Source organism: Mesorhizobium amorphae CCNWGS0123 (assembly GCF_001686985.1).
GTDB lineage: Bacteria > Pseudomonadota > Alphaproteobacteria > Rhizobiales > Rhizobiaceae > Mesorhizobium > Mesorhizobium amorphae.
On sequence record NZ_CP015318.1, the window covers coordinates 5544555 to 5562108 of the forward strand.

The window sequence follows — 17554 nt, forward strand, 5'->3', positions numbered from 1 at the left end:
GGCCCTCCTAGCCTGATACCAGAATCGCAAGCACAACCGGCCGGGTCTTCCCGCCCGGTTTTTCGTGCAAGCCGCTCGCCGAACGGAACGCCTCGACCATGCCAAGACGCACCGACATCAAGTCGATCCTGATCATCGGGGCCGGCCCCATCGTCATCGGCCAGGCCTGCGAGTTCGACTATTCCGGCACCCAGGCCTGCAAGGCGCTGAAGGAAGAAGGTTTCAGGGTCATCCTGGTCAATTCCAACCCGGCCACGATCATGACCGACCCGGAACTGGCCGACGCCACCTATATCGAGCCGATCACGCCGGAAGTGGTGGCCAAGATCATCGCCAAGGAGCGGCCGGACGCGCTGCTGCCGACCATGGGCGGCCAGACCGCGCTCAACACCGCACTGTCGCTGCGCCGCATGGGCGTGCTCGAGCGCTACAATGTCGAGATGATCGGCGCCGATGCCCATGCCATCGACAAGGCCGAGGACCGGGCGCTGTTTCGCGAGGCGATGAGCAAGATTGGCCTTGAAACGCCGAAGTCGATGCTGGCCAACGCCACCGACGTCAAGAACGCCGACCGCAAGACGCATGAGGCCGAGCGCTCGGCACTCAAGGCCGAGAAGCCCGAGAACCTCGACGCCGCGCTCGATGCGCTCGAAACCCGCTGGAACCTCGGCGAAGGCGACCGCAAGCAGCGCTACATCAGCCACGCCATGGCGATCGCCGCCCAGGCGCTCGACCATGTCGGCCTGCCCGCCATCATCCGCCCGTCCTTCACCATGGGCGGCACCGGCGGCGGCATCGCCTACAACCGCGCCGAATTCTACGAGATCGTCCAGTCCGGCCTCGACGCCTCGCCGACCACCGAAGTGCTGATCGAGGAGAGCGTGCTCGGCTGGAAGGAGTATGAAATGGAGGTCGTCCGCGACAAGGCGGACAATTGCATCATCGTGTGCTCGATCGAGAACATCGATCCGATGGGCGTGCATACGGGCGATAGCATCACTGTCGCCCCTGCCCTCACCTTGACCGACAAAGAATACCAGATGATGCGCAACGCCTCGATCGCGGTGCTGCGCGAGATCGGCGTCGAGACCGGCGGCTCCAACGTGCAGTTCGCCGTCAACCCGGCCGATGGCCGCCTGGTCGTCATCGAGATGAACCCGCGCGTCTCGCGCTCGTCCGCCCTGGCCTCCAAGGCGACCGGCTTCCCGATCGCCAAGATCGCGGCAAAGCTCGCCGTCGGCTACACGCTGGACGAGTTGGAGAACGACATCACCGGCGGCGCGACACCGGCCTCGTTCGAGCCGAGCATCGACTATGTGGTGACAAAAATCCCGCGCTTTGCCTTCGAGAAATTCCCAGGCGCCGAGCCGGTGCTGACCACCGCCATGAAGTCGGTCGGCGAAGTGATGGCCATCGGCCGCACCTTCCAGGAATCGCTGCAGAAGGCATTGCGTGGACTGGAGACCGGCCTGACCGGTCTGGACGAGATCGAGATTCCCGGTCTTGGCCATGGGACAGCGCCCGCCAGCCATGTCGACGACCGTAACGCCATTCGCGCCGCGCTCGGCACGCCGACGCCGGACCGGCTGCGCATGGTGGCGCAGGCGATCCGCATGGGCACCTCGCTGGAAGACGTGCACGCCATGTGCAAGATCGACCCCTGGTTCCTCGAGCAGATCGCCGGCATTCTCGCCATGGAAGAACGCATCCGCGAGCACGGCATCCCCGAGGATGCCGCCAACCTGCGCATGCTGAAGGCGATGGGTTTCTCCGATGCCCGCCTCGCGTCGCTGACGAAGACCGACGCCGAAGTGATTCAGAAGATTCGCGAAAAGCTCGACGTTCATCCGGTCTACAAGCGCATCGACACCTGCGCCGCCGAGTTCGCCTCGCCCACCGCCTATATGTACTCGACCTACGAAGTGCCGTTCGCCGGCAGCCTTGCGAATGAAGCGCAAGTGTCATCGCGCAAAAAAGTCGTCATCCTCGGCGGTGGTCCGAACCGCATCGGCCAGGGCATCGAGTTCGACTATTGCTGCTGCCACGCCGCCTTCGCGCTGCGCGACGCCGGTTACGAAGCGATCATGATCAACTGCAACCCGGAGACCGTGTCGACCGACTACGACACCTCCGACCGGCTCTATTTCGATCCGTTGACCGCCGAAGACGTGCTGGAGATCCTGCGCGCCGAGCAGGCCTCGGGCGAACTGGTCGGCGTCATCGTCCAGTTCGGCGGCCAGACGCCGCTGAAGCTGGCCGATGCGCTGGAGAAGGCCGGCATCCCGATCCTCGGCACCTCGCCCGACATGATCGACCTTGCCGAAGACCGCGACCGCTTCCAGAAGCTCTTGCACAAGCTCAACCTCACCCAGCCGAAGAACGGCATCGCCTATTCGGTCGAGCAGGCCCGCCTTGTCGCCGGCGAGCTCGGCTTCCCGCTGGTGGTGCGCCCCTCCTACGTGCTCGGCGGTCGCGCCATGCAGATCATCCATGACGAAGGCATGCTGCAGACCTATCTGCTCGACACCGTGCCCGGCCTGGTGCCGGAGGACATCAAGCAGAAATACCCCAACGACAAGACCGGCCAGATCAACACGCTGCTCGGCAAGAACCCGCTGCTCTTCGACACCTATCTGTCGGGCGCCATCGAGGTCGATGTCGACTGCCTCTGTGATGGCAAGGCGACCTTCGTCTCCGGCATATTGGAACACATCGAGGAAGCCGGCATCCATTCGGGCGACAGTGCCTGCTCGCTGCCGGTGCATGCGCTGCCTTCCGACCTGGTGGACGAGCTGGAGCGCCAGACGGCCGCCCTTGCCCGCGCGCTCAATGTCGGCGGCCTGATGAACGTGCAGTATGCGATCAAGGACGGCACGGTCTATGTGCTGGAGGTCAACCCGCGCGCGTCGCGCACCGTGCCCTTCGTTGCCAAGACCATCGGCCGTCCGATTGCCAAGATCGCCGCTCGCATCATGGCCGGCGAGACGCTGGAGGATGCCTTCGCCCATTACGGCGCGATGCCCGACCCGCGCAACCCCGGCCACATCGCGGTCAAGGAAGCGGTGTTCCCCTTCGCCCGCTTCCCCGGCGTCGACATCCTGCTCGGACCGGAAATGCGCTCGACCGGCGAGGTCATGGGCCTCGACCGCGATTTTGCCCTGGCCTTCGCCAAAAGCCAGCTCGGCGCCGGCGTCGACCTGCCGCGCTCCGGCACGCTGTTCGTCTCGGTGCGCGACGAGGACAAGAAGGGCATACTGCCGGCGGTCAAGCGCCTCGCCGGCCAGGGTTTTAAGGTGATGGCCACGTCAGGCACCGCCCGCTTCCTCGCCGAAAACGGCGTCGTGGCGGAGAAAATAAACAAGGTGCTCGAAGGCCGCCCGCACATCGAGGACGCCATCCGCAACCGCCAGGTGCAGATCGTCTTCAACACAACGGACGGCCAGAAGGCGGTGTCGGACTCCAAGTCGCTCCGCCGCGCCACGCTGATGCAGAAAGTGCCGTATTACACGACGCTGTCGGGGGCGGCCGCGGTGGCGGAGGCGATTGCGGCGCTGCGGGCGGGGAGCCTCGAAGTTCGGCCGCTGCAGGAGTATTTTGCTTGATTGATTGGTGCTAACAAGATGACATAGGCGATACAATAAAATAGAAAAAATCGAGGACACTAGACATTTTTTGCTCTGATGAATTTGCCCTCAAACTCTGCTACAAGCGCAGCGTCACCATCAAAGTTAGCCGTAAATTCGCTATACACACGATCTATCTGAGTAGCGGTCAAAGCAATTTCTCTAGCGATGCAGGCATCGAGGAGTTTTCGTATCCTCTCAAGTTTGCTTACTGCCGGCTGCCGTTGCTCATTCCTCGCGCCGTCCAACTCACTCGCGAGAGCGCTCCATCCAGAAGCTACTGTGTCCAGGGCTAATCGACGCTTTACGTCAAAAGTCAACATACCCTTTATTAGCTCTTCAGCCTTACCCCTGAATTGCTTATGAATTTTTTCCAGAAGCGTGGCCTCTGCGCCGCTACCAGATATCCGCTCCGTGATCTCGTCGTCTATTTTCCTCTTTTGCGTATCGAGATCCTTTCTGTCAGCTTCCGCCAGAGCGTACTGCTTGTTTATCTTCCTCCGACTCTCAATCTCGTTGGTATAGACGAATGGGTACTCTCCAGTGCGAAGCGCGAAAAGCGTAGCACCTAGTGCCCATACATCAGACCTCCTTTTGAAAGATTCCTTCTTCTGATTCCCGAAAAGCTCCGGGGCCCGCGTCAATATCGTTGCCTTTATCTCTCCCGGCTCACTAGTGAGCGATCCGAGGTCGAATATCTTAGCGCGGCCTTGGCTGTCCACGCCGCAGTTATCTAACTTAAGATCGCGATGCACCATTCGCTCGCCATGAATGCACTTTAGGCCTCGGCAAAGATCTCTCGCGACTTTAGTAAAAGTCGCAATATCTTGAAGAGGAGAATAAACCTCCAAAGGTCTTCTTATCAATTCTTCGATAAGATAATGCTTGCCATCTTTACCCTTATTATATCCCTTCAGTTCTGCTATGTATGTAGAATCCGGTTTCTTCTGCAATACTAGAAGTTTACTAAATTCCTTTATGAGTTCCCCAACCATGTTATCGTCATGGAAATACAACAGCGCAACATCCTCAAGTGCGCCGACCTGACTTGCACGGTAGGCGGTCTTCCAAGCGCCGCCGCCAATTCGCTCCTTAATGCGGTATTGCGGTCCAGGATCAGGGAATCCAGCAGTAGAAGTCACCATCTTAGCCACCAATGCTCAAGGTCGGATATCTCGTCTCCATTCGCTCTGTACATTCGCGTTTGAATTGCCAAGGCACAAAAACCCGCCACAAGGAGAAGGAGTCCAAAGCAGGGGCCATATTACGACCATCATGATCCTTCGGCAACGTATCATAACCGAATATCTTTCCTTTGTATGAAAACATAAGGTCAGAGGGCGGCGAAGAAGAAAAAGTCACCTTGTCTGAAGAAACTATGTAGTCAACGACCTCAGCGGAAATACCATAAGAGACAAGCTTAGGCCGTAAAAAATCCTTTAGATCTTCAACCAAATTATTTACGTTAGGTTCGTCATCTCCAAACATCGTAATTTGATCTGACTTAAGTATATCTGTCTCAAAGAATCTAGAGACTATATTATTTCTATCAAAAAGCTTCCCTGAATCTAAGACGCATTTAGGAAATTTACGCTCAATAAACATCTTGGCAAGATGCTTGAGAGTAGCGTCTGGATGCTCCTCGGCACACAGGCGTATCAAATAAAGAACCTCGACGTCCGATATCCTTAGAAATTCACCAAGGGTAAAATTCTTTCGATCTAAAATCGGATAGAAGAGCCGCGGGATCATTGATCTGGATTTGGACGTTCCACCAATATCCCTAAGTCGCTCGAATATTGATTTTAGAAGTATCTGACCCGACCTTACCGCCGGATGAAAATAGATGTGCCTATAAAGGTATCGCCTCGATAGGAAAAATTGTCTAAGTGCGTCCGTACCTCGGACCCCGTCTAAAGTCAGCACAGGGAGGCCTAGCTGATTTATCTCAGGAGAAATCGAGTGGAGAAGCCATTGAAAGTCAAAATTGCCAGAGACGACACCAGTCATGTGGGAGTCTCGAAGCATGTAGTCGCATCTATCAACGTCAAACGGGCCTGACACCATCGAAGTCAGCGCTTTGTTCACGTGCTTTCTATCGAGAAAATACTCGACTGCGTCGATATCAGTATAATCTCTAATTTTTTTGGATATTTCTGTGTTTTCACGGAGTATCAGCTTCGTACACTCCTCGTGTGTGGAGAGATTATCGGGTAGAAAGCTACTCTCCAGCACGTGCGAGAAGGCCGTATGACCAACATCGTGACACAAACAAGCAGCAAGAAATTCCCTTTTTGTATCTTCATCAAACGACAGAATAGGTATATCTATCAATAAATCAATTGATCTTTCGCGCAAATGATCGAATACCTTGCAGGCAGTCGCAAAAACGCCGATAGAGTGGGCAAATCGACTATGCTCGGCGGTGGGAAAAACATAGGAGGCAATGCCAGTTTGACGTATCTGGCGAAGCCTTTGAAACTCGATAGAGTCTATTATATTACGTATATACTTGTCAGTATTTACAAGGCGAGCACCATAGATATTGTCTCTTATGACAGTGTTAGGGATGCTTTCTAACATTTTACCCCGCCAAATCGCCCTTCGAAAAGATAACATACGGGAATAGAAACGGCTAACGAATCTTATACCGTGCATTCGTTGCTTTGGAGATAGCCACCGGCAAGAGCGCTACTGACTGACGAATTTTCACTGGATGCCAGTCAAACTCTCCACATGAGATACTTCGGAACTGAACCACGCTTCGCGAAGCTTGGCTTGCGGCTTGCATATTGGACAAGGCGTACGGTCTTTGTACTGAGAGCGGCTCATGTGACGTCGAAGCGGGTAATGACCCTCACACCACCGCAACACACTCGATCTCGATATCGAACTCCATCGGCCACGACGCCACCGGCACGAAGCTGCGCGCCGGCGGGTTCGTCGAAAAGTACTTCGCATAGACCCGGTTGATGGCGTTGTAGAAGCCGGAATTGACGGCGTAGATGCGCACCATCACCACGTTGTCCAGCGAGGTACCGGCTGCTTCCAGGCAATGTTTCAGCGCCTTCAGCGACGCCTCGGTCTGCGTTTCGATGTCGCCGCGCACCATCTCGCCGGTCACCATGTCCACCGGCGGCGTCGCCGAGATGAACACGAAGCCATTGGCCCTCACCGCGGTCGAACACGGCAGGCCGAGCGCCCGCACCTTGTCCGACATGACGGGCACTTCGATGACTTCTTTTTTCACTGTGATCTCCCTTCGTTTGCAGGGAGCTTATCCCGGCGCCGGCGGAACGCCAGCGCCGTTCTTCCTTCTCCCCTTGTGGGAGAAGGTGAGGCCTTCGCAGCCCTCAGCGCGATCTGCGCCCGAAGGTTGGCGTTCCCTGCGGCCTTGCGAAGGAGCCGGCCGGCCCGGCGCTTGGCGCCTTTGCCCCGCGCTGTTGGTTTCGGGCGGCGCTGATCATTCGGTCGGCGGCCTGTACGTCAAACTCCGGGCTCACGTCGCGTCTGCCGGGAAAGAGCGCCGCTCTCAGGCCGGGGAATTTCAGCAGCGCAAAGAAAAGACCGGCCAAGCCGATCGCGCACCATGATGCGATGACGATCAATTGGCTGCGCAAAGACCGCTTCGGCGCGTCCGCCTCCGAAATGCCGAGGATCGGCAAAAGCTCGCGGACCTTGGGCTGGTTCAGTTCCACGTAGCGCTGGGATTCCTTGAAGTAGCCGACCCACTCGCCACCGCCGAACATGCCGAATTTGTAGCCGAGATCGAAATGCTCGCCTTCATCGGCAAAAGCAGCGGGCAGATCGTGAACGAAGTGCACGTCGTCGACGCCGATGGGAACAGGATGCGCCTTTTCGTTTGACGACGAACTGTGCGCTCCCGGGATCGGAAGCACCCGAAACCGCGTTTTTCGGGCCTCGGCGTCACTGGCGAAGAACATCGAGCAGAGCGCTGCCAGCGTGAATGCCGCCACGAGCTTCATAACTTCCCCCGGATCAACAACCCAGACAACCCTGTTGATCCAATACACGGGAAAGTAGTATTTCTGGTTTTTGCAGAAACTAAAATTTTAAAGAACAAACAGCACTTTTATCACTGCTGCTGGTGCCTATACGCGCGGCGAATGCTGGCACAGAGCCAACTTATGGCCCGGGATTCGCCAGGGGTGTGATACGTGATGACGCTGGCCATGGCGCTCTACGGCGCCCCCCTCTGTCCTGCCGGACATCTCCCCCACTTGGGGGGAGATTGGCAGTTTCTGCGCCGGCGCCATCCTGCAACGTCGGCGATTGGCGAAAGCGAAGGCGACATCCGATCTCCCCCCTTGTGGGGGAGATGTCCGGCAGGACAGAGGGGGGCGCCGTAGAGCGCGACTAAAAGAACGTCGGCAACGCGGCCCGACATCCGAGCTGCTCCTAGAGAAAACCGATGAACCGTCCGGCGAAAAGCACCGAAGTCCACAGCAGCATCGAGAACACGGCCAGGACGCTGGCGGCTCCGCCTGCCGGTACGTCGCCGCCTGTTGCGCGACCCAAGCGCATGAAGGCGAGGAAGTTGAGGCCGGCGAGCATAATGAGCGCCATCTTGGCGAGGAAGATCGGCATCGCCGCATAGGTGCTCGCCTTGACCGAGAAGAGCAGCGAGCCGGTGACCAAAGCGCCGGCGAACGCGCCCAATGCGGTACGGCGCAGCAGCGCGACGAATGCCGCGTAGGGCAGCGCGCGGAAGGCGCCGCAGACCCGCAAGTCCATGAGCATGACGCTGGTCAACAGCGCGCCGATCGCCATTATGTGGAGCGCATTGACGATCGGATAGGCGACGAAGGAGGCCTTCAGTCCCCGCACGAAGGCGAGCTGCTCGATGCCGGCGAGGAACTCGGCCATTTACGCCGGTGGCACGCGGTCGGGATAGACATCGTACGTCTTGCCGCCGACGATGACGCGGACCGCCTTCATGCGCTTTTCGGTCTCATCGAGCGAACGGTTGCCGATCGCGGTCACCTCGTCGCCGACCTTGGCGACCTCCTCGGTGAAGCCGGCGGCGATCGTGCGGGCTGGCGGCGCCATCTCCACCCGCCAGGCCTCGCCCTCCGCATCGACATCGAGCGTGGCGTGCGGATTGCCGATATAGATGGCGGTGATCTTGCCCCTGAGTTCGAAGAACCCGTCCGCCGTCCACGACCAGCCATGATGGGCATAGGCCGCGGTGCCGGCGGCAAGCATCACCGCCGCTGTCAGCGCGACGCCGCGTATCTGGTTGAAAGGTGACTGCATCGCTCGTCTCCTCGGTTCATCCAGCAGGCATTCGAGAGTAGGTCACGGCACGCCAACGTCAACTCACATCGGAACGAATGCCTCTGGCATCGCGCGAATTTCGGTTCTGCGGCTTCCGCTGCACGATCAGGCCTTGCTAATGGCGTCCATGCGCACCACTTTCGCCTCTCCTGGCCGCTCGTCCCGGACATCGGATGACGGTCGAACTCACATCTGAACGAGGCAAACCATGAGCAGCATGAGAGACCGTCAGGAAGGCTTCGAAAAGAAGTTTGCGATGGACGAGGAAACAAAGTTCAAGGCCATGGCGCGCCGCAACAAGCTGCTCGGCCTGTGGGCCGCCGAAAAGCTTGGCAAAGCCGGTGAGGATGCCGACGCCTATGCCAAGGAGGTGGTGCGTTCGGACTTCGAGGAAGCCGGCGACGACGATGTGTTCCGCAAGGTGCGCGCCGATTTCGACGCGGCGGGCATCGCCCAGTCGGATTCTCAGATTCGCGCCGCCATGGCAGACCTGCTGGTGACCGCGGTCGAGCAGATCAGGACGAGCTGAGCACCGCTCAGCGCTGACCTGGATACGGCATGCCGTCCTTGTGCAGGAAGCGGCCGTCGGAGCTCGGGCTCATCATGTCGATGTCGGAGCAGGTGATGACATCGTCCGGGTTGCGCGAGCCGACTTCGAGGTAGCGCGCCGTGACTGACGACCGGTTGATCATGTGGTGGCCGTTGCCGCTGTTCTTTGCAAAGGTCGCGCAGTCGCCTGCCTTGAGCAACGTCTCGCCGTCGTCCTCGACCAGCGTCAGCTCGCCCTCCAGCACATAGACGAACTCGTCCTCATGGCTGTGCCAGTGGCGCTGGCTGGACCAGCCGCCGGGCGGCAAGGTCATCAAATTGACGCCGAAATCGCTGAGCCCGCCCGCATCGCCCAGGCGCCGCCTGGTGCGGCTGGCGCAGGGCTCGTCGAAAGGCGCTGGATAGGACGAGCCCTTACGGGCGGGCACGGCGGATAGGTCGATCTTGGGCATGAAGTTCTCCCTTCGGACTGTACCGACATTGTAGACGACGACTGCCGTCGAAGCGCCTTGCCTTCGCTTCGCCCTAGCCTCTCAATGACAGCACCCCTCGCCATACTGCAGCTGTTCATTCCAGTTCGGTCGGCCCGCCGGGGTAAAATCCATCAGGTTCCACAGGATCTCGCAGGTACCGACGGCGCGCGGGTCCTGGCCGGGTTCCGGCGGCACGAAGCCGAGCTCCGACGACCAGAAATGCCTGACACCATCGCCGTCGCGGTGGAACACCGACAGCACCGGCAGTTGCGCGCCGTCTTCGGCCTCGGCCTGATAGTCGCGCTTGAAGCTGTTGCCGGCCGAGGAGATGAGCCGCATGTTCTTCCAGCCGCGGTCGCGGCCGAGCGTCAGCAGATTGTCGAGCGAGGTCTTGGCCACCACGACGAAGTTGAAGCCGGCGGCCTCGAGATGCCCGACGGCGCCGTCGAACTGGTCGAGCAGCGCGGTGCAGGACGGGCATGGCTGGTCGGCCGGGGCGAGCTTCGCCGTACCGCCGCTGGTCGCCACCTCGCGCGTCTCCTGCGGATGACGCGGGAACATCATGCTGTAGAGGATCAGCGTGTCCTTGCCGGGCGCAAACAGCTCCGACAGCTTTATCCGCGCCGGCTTGCCGTCCGGCCCAGGCCCGTCGAACACATAATCCTGCGGCACCAGCCCACCCTTGGGCAGCGCGCGCCGGGCGACCGCCACGTCCTCCATGGCGCGGCGCAACTCGATTTCCTTCTGCAGCAATCTTTCGCGGGCGGCGCGGTATTCGCTGGATTCGTTGGGAAAGCTGATCATCGTCATCTCCATCTCCGGACGACGCGTGCCGTTGCCGGCGACGCGCCTTGCCTCTCAAGGACGCACGGCGCGGCACGGTTCCGACATTCTGAACTTTTCTTCGCGACCCTGGCGGAACCAGCCCGGCTTTCCGGCATTCTAGATCTCTTGGGGATCTGGGGAGAAACAATGCACGACGCCGACAAGGACGAGATCGACCTGCGCTGCCCGCAGATCGTCGCCGACAATGCCGCCAAGGGTCTCGAACTGCGCAAGCAGTTCGGCCGCGGCGGCACCGAGGTCGGCGTGGCCCGCGCTACAGAACTGAAGAGCCGGGAAAAGCTCGCGCCGTCCACCATAAGGCGCATGGTCAGCTATTTCGCCCGCCACGAGGTCGACAAGCGCGGCAAGAACTACGGCAATGGAAAAAACCCGTCGGCCGGCTACATCGCCTGGCTGCTGTGGGGCGGCGACGAGGGCCGCGCCTGGGCGATCGAGCTCAAGAAGAAGATCGGCAACGCGCCGGATATCTGACGTGCAAGGGCGCATAAGCAAGCGGGCCCCGAACCCGCCCCGGGACCCGCCGTGGAGTGGCTGACACATGCCGGCGCAGCCGCCCCGATGCCTTGCAGCCCTCGATCCCCCGATCGGCGCCCCGCGTGGCATGACGCAGGGGTAGCATCTGGGCGCGGCGGCCTATGTGAAGCAGTTCACAAAGCCGCTGCGTAGCCGGAGGATTCCACGCCTGGGCCGAAGATTAGTGCCCGCGGGCCGAAGATTCGTGCCCCGATTGAACACAACCGGGGCACGGACACGCTGATCAGTCGCCGATCGGATTGAGCCCCTTGTCGGGGTTGGCCGGGTCGGCCGCCTTGGCGACGAACCTCAACAGGTCGGTCATGAAGAACGTGCCTGGCTTCGCCGCGGGCAGGTCCGGCTTCCAGCCCGGCTTGGACAGGAAGGACTCCTCGTCACCCTGGACGAGGCCGACAAAGACCTCGCCGACGATGCGCGCGCCCACTGGTCCGAGCCGCTCGCCGCCGCCCTTCACCTGCGCTTCCTTCAGTATGTAGTACCAGAGCGGCGTGTTGGTGTGGAAACCCAGCGACTTGGCCACCGCACCGTCGGGTCCGGACGCGATCTCGTCCGCAGTCATCGGCGTGAAGGTGATCTTCTTGCGCATCTCCTTGGCCACCGCCTGGCCCGAAGGCAGGCCGAGGCGCACGCCGCGCTTCAGGTTGCGGAAGGCGAGGCTCGCCTCCGGGCCGGTGGCGCCGGGCAGCTTGTGCAGGGCATCGGTCAGCAACGGGTCGATCTGGTGCGAGAAATTGAACTCGAACTGCGCGGTGTTGGCCGGTGGCGGCAGTTCGAAGAAGCGCCGCCAGTCGATCACCCAGTTACTCGGCAAGGTGCCTTGACCAGGCACGCTGCTGGACAGACTGCCGGAAAGATTGCTGAAGCGGAAAAGGGTCGCGAGCCTGGCTTCCGCAATATGCGGGTTGGGTGTCCTGAAAATGCGGTTGTGGCTGTATTTCTCACGCACCATCGAATGCCCCATGCGATAGGCTGCGGCCGAGAACTCCCACGGCATGAACGGCTTGGTCTTGAAGCGGTAGAACTTGCGGCCCTCCTGCAGGATCTTCGCCACGAAGCCCTTCTCGGTCAGCCGCTCGACCCAGTCGTGCAGCACCAGCCATTGATAGTGCCAGCGCACGGTGCGCGCCGCGTCCTCGAACAGCTTGTCATCGGGCACCCCTTTGGCCTTCAGGTGATCGATCACCGCATTGTGGAATTTCAGGAACGCCAGGTGGATCTGCGCCACCAGCAGGTTCTCGTCATTGCGATGATCGCCGATCAGGGCGACGCCCTGCATGTTGCGCGGCAGATCGTTCGGCAGTTCGGGCACCTGCCCCACCCGGTCGCCGTTTTCCTGCGAAGCCTGCGCGGTGCCGATCAGCAGCTTCGGCGAATCCACCGCGCCACTGCCGCCAGGGGCTGGCTCGCGCGCGAACAGGAAGCGATGCGGACCGGGACCGGCGCCGTAGACGCAATCGAGGTCGAGGCTCGGCGAGCGGAAGTTCTTCACCATCCCCGGATCGGCCAGCGCAAGGCTGAGCGGCGTCATGTCGAGCGTGATGTCGTGATCGACGAACTGGCCGAGATAGGTGAACCCGGACGGGATCTTCTTGTTGTCGTGCGGATCGGGATTGGGCTGGTCGACCGGCGCCGGATCCTTCATGGCTTTTGCCAGCGTATCAAGGTCGGCATCGCTGGCGGTAAACGCGGGCAAATTCTTGAACATGAAATCGAAGAAGCCAGCACCCAGCTTTCCGCCGGGCACGATGGCCTCCGTGGCGCCGGCCTTGGCCTTCTTGGCCCCGGGCGCTGCCGTCGTCTTGGCGGCCATCGCGACCTGTTCAATCGCCTTTTCGGCGAACACTTGCCGGCTAACAAAGCCGTGCCCAATTCTCTGTCGAAGGTTTGGTCCTGCCATAGTCTCGTCCCTCCATTTTGAAATTCGACTATCCAAAATATTTGGTCAGATGCACTGCGTGACGAAAATCTATTAGCAGTTACTTTTTGCCGGACGCTGTGAAGCGGTTCACAAAGCCGCCATGCTTGCCACCGCGAAGCGTCGCGATGACAAGACAGCGCAAAAATCTTGGTAAACGGAGACTTAACCTTCCCAGGCGACGGGGATCATGCCCAGCCGCTCATAGAGCCTGACAGCGGCGGCATTCTCCACCGTGTTGGTCTTCAGGTCGACATGAGGGGCGCCCCGGTCGCGAAAGGCGAGGAAGGCGTGCCGCATCAACGCCTCGCCGATGCCCAGGCCGCGTGCCTCGGGATGGACGGCGAGGTCTTTCACGAAGGCCGTTGCCCAGCAAAGTGCGGCAGCCGCCAGCCGCCCCTTGCCGTCGATGACGAGGAAACACAAGGCCGGGTCGAACTCCGCATCATCGGAAATTCGCGGCCACCATTCCTCGAACGGCCCGTCGGCACCGTCGTCGAAGACTTCCGTCAGCAGGGCGTGCAGCGGCAGCGCATCGGCCGCCGCGAAGCCGCGCATGACAAAGCCTTCGGGCCAGCGCGGCGGCAGCAGCGTGTCGTCGAGGATCTTGCGCAGCCGGATGTCGTCTGGTGCCGGCGGGCGCGGTTCAGGCATCGTGCTCAGGCGTCAGGCGGCAAGCGCCGGCGCGTCCGGTCGGTGCCGAGGCCGGTCGCTTCGAGCAGGCCCTTGCGCTTGGCGTCGTAATAATAGCCGCTCTGGTAGAGTTGGTCGGCGCGCTTGGCATTGCCGCCCGACACCAGCCAGGCACCGCGCAGATACTTGACCGCGTATTTCAGATTGGTCTCGGCATCGAACAGGCCGGCTGCCGGCCCAAGATAGCCCATGCCGCGTGCCGTCGCGTGCTTGATCTGCATCAGCCCCCAATGGCCGCGATTATAGGCCTTCGGGTTGAAGGTGCTCTCGCGGTTGACGACATGGCGCACCAGGTCGACCGGCACCTGGTAGAGCGCGGAGTATTTCTCGATCAGCCGCTCGATCTCGCCGCGGGGGCCTGTCGCGTGCTCGACCGGTGGGCCGGCCGGGGCAAGCAGGGCCGGGTTCTCAGGCGCGACATAGGCGACCTGCTGGACGCCCGGCATAGCGCCTGTCTTGACCGTCTGTCCGGTGACCGGCATGGCCATCGCTGCCGTTGCATAAACAGGCGCCGGCTCGACCGAACCAGGGCTGGTCGGGGAGGTTCCGGCCATCACCGCAGGCTGGGCGGCCAGCGGCGTCGGCCCGGCAAAGGCGGCCGGCTGCGCCGGTGGCGGCAAGGGCTCTCCTGGCGTCGCGGCGACAGCATCGCCAGTCAGCGCCGCCGTCTGCACCGGGACCAGGCCGGAGGATTCCGGCAGCACCGCTACCGTGTCGGGCAATGCCAGTGTCGGGCTGTCATCCTCGACGGTCGGTGTTGCGGCGGCAGCAAGCGCCGGCGACACCTTCGTCTGCGAGGTCGAGGTGCAGCCGGCAAGACCAGCCGCAGCAAGCAACACGCCGATCACGGTAAAGAAGAATTTTGCTGGCAAGCCGCGCACGGGTCCGGTTCATCGGGTTGTTAAGAAGTCCTTACACCAGCGCTTTTCCCCCGGCAATCCGGGCCAGCAGAAGGTTTTCGGGTGGTCGGAGCGACCGGGAACTGCCATATTGTTCCTGATTTGTACTGAATTCCTCCCTTCACGGAAAGGAGCATGTCATGGAAACCACCCCTCACACCGCCGGCCATGCGGTCTTCGAAACCGTGCTCGGCTTCATGGGCATCGCCTGGAGCGAGGCGGGCCTGATGCGGCTCTGCCTGCCGGAGCGCAACCGCGACACGGTGGAACGCCGGCTGCTGCGCCACCCCGGCGTTGCTTCATCGGGTGAACAGCCACGCTGGGTCGTCGACCTGATCGCCTCGATCAAAACCTATGCCGCGGGCGAGGACGTCGATTTCTCCGGCGTGCCGGTCGATCTCGCCGGTGTCGACGATTTCCGCCTCGCCATCTATGACGCGGCGCGAAAACTCGGCTACGGCGAAACCACCACCTATGGCGAATTGGCCAAGCGCGCCGGCCATGCCGGCTTGCCCCGCGAAACCGGGGCAGCACTCGGCGCCAACCCGGTGCCGCTGGTCATCCCGTGCCATCGCATCCTTGCCGTCGGCGGCAAGATCGGCGGCTTTTCGGCGCCCGGCGGCTCGGCCACCAAGGAAAAGATGCTGGCCATGGAAGGCGTGCGGGTCGGCCCGCCGCCGGTCGCGCAGGCTTCTTTCGGGTTCTGATCCAAGCTGCCTTAGTTGTGCTTGAGGATGCGGCGGCGGAAGTGGCGGTCGAAATCCGGCCGCTTGCAGATATAGACCGGGCAGGATTTCGTGTCGGCGCTTGGCACGTAGGCGCGAGCCCTGATCTCGCCGATGTCGCAGAAGCGATCACTCTGCACATAGCGATTGTAGAGCGGCAGGCCCGGCACGCGCGCCGACTGGTATCGCAGGATGACCGCGCCCTGGCGCGCGATCGTCGCCTGCACCTTGCCGCAGCTCATGCGTGTCGGATCATAGCGCGAAGCCGCCTGCGCCCCGGCGGCCACCAGCGTCAGGCAGGCGGCAAGCAGAATGGTTTTCATGGCCCTCTCCCAAACCCCGATCGGGGCCTGCCGCATCGGCCCGAAAATCGCAATCGATTTTTCGGGAAGGCACGATGCCCAGCCTCCAAAGGCACGCGATCCTGCCGCCGCGCTTCCACGCGACGGAGGCGGCGGTTGCACAATACCGCAATCACGCTCTTCTCACACAGTCTTGTTTTCGATGCGGAAACAGCCTATATGCCTCCCATTGATATTTCGGCCGATCGATCGGGCCTCGCGATCTTCGCGTTTGCTGACGTCTATCTCCAAAATCTCGATACCACCGGCTGGACCTCGGTCCGGTCAAACTAAAGCAAATGTGAAGGACTATCGAAATGGCAACTGGTACGGTCAAGTGGTTCAACGCCACCAAGGGCTTCGGCTTCATTCAGCCTGACGCGGGCGGCGCGGACGTTTTCGTCCACATCTCCGCTGTCGAGCGCGCTGGACTGTCGACCCTGGTCGAAGGCCAGAAGATCAACTTCGAGATCGAGCAGGACCGCCGCACTGGCAAGTCCGCTGCTGGATCTCTGAGCAAGGCAGCCTGATTTGGCGATAGCGCGCGCCGGACGAAGGTTCGGGGCGCGCGGCAAGTCACGGATGTACTGACGGTCGCGCGAGAAGCGCGCCGGAGCGGAAGGACCCCGACAAGCCGAAGCAGCGGATTGCTGCCGGCCCGGCCCAAGCGCTCCCGATCAGGCTACCGGAATGGGAAGGCGGGATTTTATCCCGCCTTTTTATTTGTCTGGATTCCAGACGCCGACAGTTGGCGAAACCGGCGGTGCGGTCCTTCTCCCCGTCACTATACGGGGAGAAGTGCCCGGCAGGGCGATGAGGGGCAGCGCTGCGCCTCAGGACTATCCATCGCGGAGCCAGGCACGACTACGACAACGGCTGGCTCCGCCCCTCATCTGGCTGCCGCCATCTTCTCCCCGTATAGTGACGGGGAGAAGTTCGCAGAAGCTTTCGCTAATCGTCGACGTTGCTGAGATTAATCAGGGCAGCCACTCGATCGCCACATGCCCCGGATCCGCCTCGACACGCTTCAGCCAGGCGGACACTGCCGGATAGTCATCGAGCTGGAAGCCGCCCATCTCGGCCGTGTGCGTATAGGCATAGAGCGCAATGTCGGCGACGCTGAACGCGCTGCCCGCGAAGAAGTTGTTTTCCTGCAGATGCCGGTTCATCACGCCGAGCGCCTTGTTGCCGCGCTCCAGCGTCAGCGCCAGCTGCTCCGGCGTCGCGTCCCCAGCTCTTTCGGGAAAGGTCAGCAGCGCCTTGCGCACGGCGATGTAAGGCTCGTGGCTGTATTGCTCGAAGAACAGCCACTGATAGGCAAGCCCCCGCTGGTAGCGGTCGGCCGGCAGGAAGCGCGTGCCTTCGGCAAGATAAAGCAGGATGGCGTTGGATTCCGCGAGCCGCCTGCCGTCGTCGAGCTCGAGCAGCGGCACCATGGCGTTCGGATTCTTGGCGACATAGTCGGCCTTGCGGGTGTCGCCGGTGTGCGAACTCACCTCGACATTGGTGAACGCGATGCCGAGCTTGGCCATCAGCAAGCGCGGCTTGTAGCAATTGCCGCTGTCGATCATGCCATAGAGTATCATCGCCGCTCCCTCGCGCGTTCAGCCCACTGCAAGGCCCTATCGCGACGCGGAGGAGATCATCCAGTGATTTGT

The 17554-nt window shown here is 61.1% G+C and carries 18 protein-coding genes; 5 read left to right on the forward strand and 13 right to left on the reverse strand.

All coding sequences use genetic code 11. From position 1 onward, the window contains the following. The first annotated feature begins 98 nt into the window (after positions 1-98). Positions 99-3602, forward strand: a complete 3504-nt coding sequence (carB, locus tag A6B35_RS25970; protein WP_006200053.1) for a carbamoyl-phosphate synthase large subunit — start codon at positions 99-101, stop codon at positions 3600-3602. Positions 3603-3661: 59 nt separating this feature from the next. Here the strand turns inward: carB and A6B35_RS25975 are convergent, their stop codons facing one another. The 6 genes from A6B35_RS25975 to A6B35_RS26005 form a co-directional block, all read right to left on the reverse strand. Further along, positions 3662-4768: a protein kinase domain-containing protein gene (locus A6B35_RS25975; protein WP_040581964.1), complete on the reverse strand. Its 1107-nt coding sequence runs from the start codon at positions 4766-4768 to the stop codon at positions 3662-3664. A 1-nt stretch (position 4769) separates the two neighbouring features. Next, positions 4770-6206, reverse strand: coding sequence for an HD domain-containing protein (locus A6B35_RS25980; protein WP_157999198.1), 1437 nt, complete (start codon positions 6204-6206; stop codon positions 4770-4772). A 274-nt stretch (positions 6207-6480) separates the two neighbouring features. Further along, a complete protein-coding gene (locus A6B35_RS25990) occupies positions 6481-6873 on the reverse strand; it encodes a RidA family protein (RefSeq protein ID WP_006200055.1) in 393 nt (130 codons plus the stop codon). A 103-nt stretch (positions 6874-6976) separates the two neighbouring features. After that, positions 6977-7609, reverse strand: a complete 633-nt coding sequence (locus A6B35_RS25995; RefSeq protein WP_040581966.1) for a hypothetical protein — start codon at positions 7607-7609, stop codon at positions 6977-6979. 433 nt (positions 7610-8042) lie between these two features. Then, positions 8043-8510, reverse strand: coding sequence for a hypothetical protein (locus A6B35_RS26000; RefSeq protein ID WP_006200057.1), 468 nt, complete (start codon positions 8508-8510; stop codon positions 8043-8045). Then, positions 8511-8900: a DUF6152 family protein gene (locus A6B35_RS26005; RefSeq protein WP_006200058.1), complete on the reverse strand. Its 390-nt coding sequence runs from the start codon at positions 8898-8900 to the stop codon at positions 8511-8513. 229 nt (positions 8901-9129) lie between these two features. On the opposite strand from A6B35_RS26005, the gene A6B35_RS26010 reads away from it, so the two are divergent. Then, positions 9130-9450, forward strand: coding sequence for a DUF1476 domain-containing protein (locus A6B35_RS26010; RefSeq protein ID WP_006200059.1), 321 nt, complete (start codon positions 9130-9132; stop codon positions 9448-9450). A gap of 7 nt (positions 9451-9457) precedes the next feature. Here the strand turns inward: A6B35_RS26010 and A6B35_RS26015 are convergent, their stop codons facing one another. Both A6B35_RS26015 and A6B35_RS26020 read right to left on the reverse strand, forming a co-directional pair. Then, positions 9458-9922 carry a cupin domain-containing protein gene (locus A6B35_RS26015; RefSeq protein ID WP_006200060.1) on the reverse strand — a complete coding sequence of 155 codons (465 nt, stop codon included), beginning with the start codon at positions 9920-9922 and terminating at the stop codon, positions 9458-9460. A gap of 81 nt (positions 9923-10003) precedes the next feature. Continuing rightward, positions 10004-10747, reverse strand: coding sequence for a DUF899 family protein (locus A6B35_RS26020; RefSeq protein ID WP_040581969.1), 744 nt, complete (start codon positions 10745-10747; stop codon positions 10004-10006). Positions 10748-10915: 168 nt separating this feature from the next. Here A6B35_RS26020 and A6B35_RS26025 point away from each other — a divergent pair, with 168 nt between their 5' ends. Next, the gene (locus A6B35_RS26025) at positions 10916-11260 is read left to right on the forward strand and encodes a hypothetical protein (protein ID WP_006200062.1); all 345 of its coding nucleotides are present in this window, start codon (positions 10916-10918) and stop codon (positions 11258-11260) included. Positions 11261-11546: 286 nt separating this feature from the next. Here the strand turns inward: A6B35_RS26025 and A6B35_RS26030 are convergent, their stop codons facing one another. The 3 genes from A6B35_RS26030 to A6B35_RS26040 all read right to left on the reverse strand — a co-directional run bounded on the left by A6B35_RS26030 (position 11547) and on the right by A6B35_RS26040 (position 14803). Further along, positions 11547-13133 carry a peroxidase family protein gene (locus A6B35_RS26030; protein ID WP_100084733.1) on the reverse strand — a complete coding sequence of 529 codons (1587 nt, stop codon included), beginning with the start codon at positions 13131-13133 and terminating at the stop codon, positions 11547-11549. A gap of 270 nt (positions 13134-13403) precedes the next feature. Beyond that, positions 13404-13892 (reverse strand): GNAT family N-acetyltransferase, encoded by a 489-nt coding sequence (locus A6B35_RS26035; protein ID WP_006200064.1) that lies wholly within the window; start codon positions 13890-13892, stop codon positions 13404-13406. 5 nt (positions 13893-13897) lie between these two features. Continuing rightward, positions 13898-14803, reverse strand: a complete 906-nt coding sequence (locus A6B35_RS26040; protein WP_065518321.1) for a lytic transglycosylase domain-containing protein — start codon at positions 14801-14803, stop codon at positions 13898-13900. Positions 14804-14970: 167 nt separating this feature from the next. Between A6B35_RS26040 and A6B35_RS26045 the strand changes: the two genes are divergently transcribed. Beyond that, entirely contained in the window at positions 14971-15537 is a 567-nt protein-coding gene (locus A6B35_RS26045; protein ID WP_006202461.1) for a methylated-DNA--[protein]-cysteine S-methyltransferase, read from the forward strand. Positions 15538-15548: 11 nt separating this feature from the next. Here A6B35_RS26045 and A6B35_RS26050 read toward each other — a convergent pair whose 3' ends face one another. Next, a complete protein-coding gene (locus tag A6B35_RS26050; RefSeq protein WP_006202462.1) occupies positions 15549-15878 on the reverse strand; it encodes a hypothetical protein in 330 nt (109 codons plus the stop codon). Between the two features lie 335 nt (positions 15879-16213). Between A6B35_RS26050 and A6B35_RS26055 the strand changes: the two genes are divergently transcribed. Further along, on the forward strand, positions 16214-16426 hold the full coding sequence (locus A6B35_RS26055) for a cold-shock protein (protein WP_006202464.1): 213 nt from the start codon (positions 16214-16216) through the stop codon (positions 16424-16426). Between the two features lie 447 nt (positions 16427-16873). Here A6B35_RS26055 and A6B35_RS26060 read toward each other — a convergent pair whose 3' ends face one another. Then, positions 16874-17482, reverse strand: a complete 609-nt coding sequence (locus A6B35_RS26060) for a glutathione S-transferase family protein (RefSeq protein ID WP_006202465.1) — start codon at positions 17480-17482, stop codon at positions 16874-16876. Between the last annotated feature and the right edge of the window lie 72 nt (positions 17483-17554).

What these genes read in the sequence shown, in the direction of transcription:
- carB (WP_006200053.1), top strand. Translation starts at nt 99, where the DNA reads ATGCCAAGACGCACCGACATCAAGTCGATCCTGATCATCGGGGCCGGC.
- A6B35_RS26060 (WP_006202465.1), bottom strand. Translation starts at nt 17,482, where the DNA reads ATGATACTCTATGGCATGATCGACAGCGGCAATTGCTACAAGCCGCGC.
- A6B35_RS26020 (WP_040581969.1), bottom strand. Translation starts at nt 10,747, where the DNA reads ATGATCAGCTTTCCCAACGAATCCAGCGAATACCGCGCCGCCCGCGAA.
- A6B35_RS26045 (WP_006202461.1), top strand. Translation starts at nt 14,971, where the DNA reads ATGGAAACCACCCCTCACACCGCCGGCCATGCGGTCTTCGAAACCGTG.
- A6B35_RS26055 (WP_006202464.1), top strand. Translation starts at nt 16,214, where the DNA reads ATGGCAACTGGTACGGTCAAGTGGTTCAACGCCACCAAGGGCTTCGGC.
- A6B35_RS26010 (WP_006200059.1), top strand. Translation starts at nt 9,130, where the DNA reads ATGAGCAGCATGAGAGACCGTCAGGAAGGCTTCGAAAAGAAGTTTGCG.
- A6B35_RS26000 (WP_006200057.1), bottom strand. Translation starts at nt 8,510, where the DNA reads ATGGCCGAGTTCCTCGCCGGCATCGAGCAGCTCGCCTTCGTGCGGGGA.
- A6B35_RS26050 (WP_006202462.1), bottom strand. Translation starts at nt 15,878, where the DNA reads ATGAAAACCATTCTGCTTGCCGCCTGCCTGACGCTGGTGGCCGCCGGG.
- A6B35_RS25980 (WP_157999198.1), bottom strand. Translation starts at nt 6,206, where the DNA reads ATGTTAGAAAGCATCCCTAACACTGTCATAAGAGACAATATCTATGGT.
- A6B35_RS26005 (WP_006200058.1), bottom strand. Translation starts at nt 8,900, where the DNA reads ATGCAGTCACCTTTCAACCAGATACGCGGCGTCGCGCTGACAGCGGCG.
- A6B35_RS26035 (WP_006200064.1), bottom strand. Translation starts at nt 13,892, where the DNA reads ATGCCTGAACCGCGCCCGCCGGCACCAGACGACATCCGGCTGCGCAAG.
- A6B35_RS26030 (WP_100084733.1), bottom strand. Translation starts at nt 13,133, where the DNA reads ATGGCCGCCAAGACGACGGCAGCGCCCGGGGCCAAGAAGGCCAAGGCC.
- A6B35_RS26025 (WP_006200062.1), top strand. Translation starts at nt 10,916, where the DNA reads ATGCACGACGCCGACAAGGACGAGATCGACCTGCGCTGCCCGCAGATC.
- A6B35_RS25975 (WP_040581964.1), bottom strand. Translation starts at nt 4,768, where the DNA reads ATGGTGACTTCTACTGCTGGATTCCCTGATCCTGGACCGCAATACCGC.
- A6B35_RS25995 (WP_040581966.1), bottom strand. Translation starts at nt 7,609, where the DNA reads ATGAAGCTCGTGGCGGCATTCACGCTGGCAGCGCTCTGCTCGATGTTC.
- A6B35_RS26015 (WP_006200060.1), bottom strand. Translation starts at nt 9,922, where the DNA reads ATGCCCAAGATCGACCTATCCGCCGTGCCCGCCCGTAAGGGCTCGTCC.